The following is a 3,401-nucleotide window of genomic DNA, read 5'->3' as shown; positions in this document are numbered from 1 at the left end:
ACGCCAACACAGCAAAGTCGTCCCAATCCCTGACTACACCGGCCAAAAAGTCTGCGGCCTCACCGTGCACTTCCTGCCCTGCGAAGAACTGCAAGTCACCACCTCCTGCTACGCCTACGGCAGCCCTGAATACCCGATCAAGACCCCGTTGCATTTACCGGAGCCACAGTCATGTCCGAAGTGAAATACGCCGAAGGGCTAAAGGGCTGCACTGCAGCCAACCAGTCAAGAGAACACTGCACTAAACAAGGATCGCCGCTGCTACGTCAGTTGCAGTGCGCCGACACGTTGGTGGCCCCATGAAAGTGGCTCCCAAGTACGCCCCCTATCCGCAGGCGCAACCCCCCAATTACAAGCAATGGCTGGTTAGCGGCGCAGCACTGTTGGGTTTGGTGTTTGGTGGCGCCGTTCTGGAGGACACGTACGACCTTGGGCGGGGTGACTCTGTGAATATCTTCCGAGCTTTACTTTATTTTTTCACCGTATGGGGTGTGATGATTGGCGTCGCAGTGTTGTGGTTGCTGGCACTGATGTTGCGCGTGTTGTACTACCGTTTCAACTGGCATGTCGCGCGATATCATGCCAATGCAGCCACGCAGATTCAGCACACCTGGTGGATCCACCATCGCCAGAAAGTCGGGTTGATCGAATCGGTGCTGTTGGGCGCCGCCTGCAGTTCGCCCGAACATCGACAAAGCCTGTTCAGTCCTGACCATCAACCCCCTGTGCCAGAGACGACGCCCGAGGGCCCGGCGATTCGATTGCTCCAGGTACTTGGACGCGATGTTGCCGAGCGCGAACGACAACTGGCAGCGTTGCTGGCCCTGCAGTGGGTCGAGCAGCGTACGGAACCCGAGGTGGTGCAGCCAGTGTGTTGTTACTGGCAAGGTTCACTGGACGCCTGGCAAGCATTTGTCGAGCAGATGAAGCAGTGCTGTCCGCAAATCCAGTTGCCCGAACAACCCGAGCCCTGGCAAGGCATGCAGAGTCTTGACGCGATCATTGATCGGCTGCATGGGGCACCCTGGGATATCCGCATTCTTTGTGCCGGTTGCCACTCTTCGCCGCCCGATACACAGAGTCACATGCCCGCGGGCGAGGCAGCCGTGTTGTGGTTGCTCGGCCCGCGAGGTCGGGTGCGCTTGTCTCGCGGGGAGTGGTTCGCGGCGGATGCCGAGAGCCTGGCGTCGGTAGCCGAGCGAGCGTCGCAACAGAGCGAGCTGAAGTCTTCCGCCCCGGTATGCGTGTCGTTCTCTCAACCCGACATGCCGCCGCTGTCTGTCATGGATTGGAACACCCGCCAACACCTGCAAGACGCCAACTTTGGTGCGCTGCAGAACCTGGAGGCCATGGTCGTGCAGACCCTGGCTGCCTGGTATGCCGAGCAGCATGGCGTGCCTTGTGCCTGGTTGGCGAATGACCCTCAACACACCCTGGCCCTGGGCATTGTGGAGTCCGATCATGCAGATAGCTGAAGCTCCAAAAATATCGTCCTGGCCGACGGCGCTGTTGCTGGCGCTGGTCGTGGCCGTAGTGGTCACGGTGGGTGGTGTGACCTGGTGGTTGTGGACAGGGCGTGGTCCTGTGAGCCAAGCCATGTGGGTGGATCTGCTGCTCAAAGGACTGATGTGTTGGGCTCTGCTGTTCAGCCTGGCAGGTTCGATCTGGTTGATCCTGAAGAAAGGAATTCACAAGCTGGTGATGGGCACTCAGCCTCTACTGCCCTTGCCGAACACCAAGGCACCTCCGTCAGACGAGTGCGCCAATGCACTCGCAGATTTGCGCAAGCACTACGGCCCCTTCTGGCGCCTCAAGGTGCGCGTGCTCCTGGTCGTCGGCGAACCTGAACAGATCGAAGCCATCGTCCCCGGCCTGACCACCCGGTACTTCCTGCATGCACAGGACACCGTGCTTCTTTTCGGCGGTAGCGTGCAGGCGCCAATGCTGTTCAGCCAATGGCAGCGTTTGAGCCGCTGGCGTTCCTTCGATGGCGTGGTCTGGGCCTTGAACAAGGCGCAGACCACCGACGCCGCAGCGCTCGGCGAAAACGTGAGGCGTCTGTGTGATCTAGCGCGAGCGCTGCATTGGCAGTTGCCGCTGCACCTGTGGCAGGTCTGCGACAGTGGCTGGCTTCAGCACGGGCGCCCGATGCAGCCGGTGGGTTGCGCGTTGCCCGCCGGCTTCACTGTCGTCGAGTTGGAGAGTCGCCTGGAGCAATTGCTCGAGCCTTTGCGCCAGGAGGGCCTGGAGCAGATGCGTGGGCAGATGCAGCATGACTTTTTGCTGCGCCTGTCCCGCGATCTGCAGGTCGAGGGCATTCCCCGCTGGCGGCAGGCGCTGGCGCCATTGCTCGGCGAGTTGGCCCGAAGCGTGCCGTTGCGCGGGTTGTGGTTCAGCCTGCCGTTACCATCGGCACCGGCGGATACCCATAACCGCGGTAATTTCTGGTCGATAGCGCCAGTGTGGCAGGGCGTGCTCGGCGATACAAAGGCGCGCGTCCGTCGCCTCGGTTGGCCTGCGACCCGTATCGCGCAGGCCCTGATGCTCGCCCTGGCACTGGCCTGGAGCGCCGGCATGTTGCTGTCCTTCGTCAGCAATCGCGTGCACATCGCCCAGGTCCAAACGTCGCTGGCGACCCTGCAACAATCATCAACCAGTGACGAACAATTCCTCGCCCTGAATGACCTGACCCGCGAACTAGGTCGCCTGGAATACCGCGTCACCCACGGCACGCCCTTGTACCAACGCTTCGGCCTGAACAAAAATCCGGAACTGCTGCAAATGCTCTGGCCCACCTACGTCGAGGCCAACCAGCGCCTGCTGCGTGACCCTGCCGTGGCCAGCCTGCAGCAACAACTCGCTGCCCTGACCAAGCTCCCCGCCGACAGCCCCGAACGCCTCAAGCGCGCGCCGCAGGCCTACGAACAACTCAAGGCCTACCTGATGCTGGCGCGCCCGGAAAAAGCCGACGCAGCCTTTCTGGTCAAGGTCCTGGGCCCGCTCGAACCGAGCGGCGCCGGGGTTTCGCCGGGGCTGTGGCACGGCCTGTCGCCGACGCTCTGGCAGTTCTATGGCGAGCAACTGGCTTCCCACCCGGACTGGCGCATTGCGGCCGACCCCAAGCTGGTGGCCCAGGTTCGTCAGCTGCTGCTCGGCCAGTTGGGTCAGCGCAATGCCGAAGCCAGCCTGTATAAAACCGTCCTCGATGAGGCCGCCAACCATTACCCGGCGTTGAACCTGCAACAGATGGTTGGCGACACCGAGGCACGGGCGCTGTTCGTCAGCACGGCCAACGTGCCGGGGGTGTTCACCCGTCAGGCCTGGGAGGGCCAGGTGCGCCCGGCCATCGACGCCATCGCCGAGGCGCGGCGTGAGGAAATCGACTGGGTGCTCAGCGACCA

General features: G+C 62.2%; 3 protein-coding genes. All 3 read left to right on the top strand.

All coding sequences use genetic code 11. The annotated features are described in order from the left end of the window. On the top strand, positions 1-184 hold a 184-nt coding region (locus tag SOP85_RS30850; protein ID WP_323629384.1), incomplete at its 5' end, for a DUF3304 domain-containing protein. A gap of 115 nt (positions 185-299) precedes the next feature. Continuing rightward, positions 300-1,475 (top strand): hypothetical protein, encoded by a 1,176-nt coding sequence (locus tag SOP85_RS30845; RefSeq protein WP_323629383.1) that lies wholly within the window; start codon positions 300-302, stop codon positions 1,473-1,475. Continuing rightward, on the top strand, positions 1,462-3,401 hold a 1,940-nt coding region (locus tag SOP85_RS30840; RefSeq protein WP_323629382.1), incomplete at its 3' end, for an ImcF-related family protein. The genes SOP85_RS30845 and SOP85_RS30840, both read left to right, overlap by 14 nt.

Source organism: Pseudomonas sp. YuFO20 (genome assembly GCF_035064975.1).
Classification (GTDB): Bacteria; Pseudomonadota; Gammaproteobacteria; order Pseudomonadales; family Pseudomonadaceae; genus Aquipseudomonas; species Aquipseudomonas putida_AE.
This window is presented reverse-complemented; position numbering and strand designations above follow the sequence as displayed.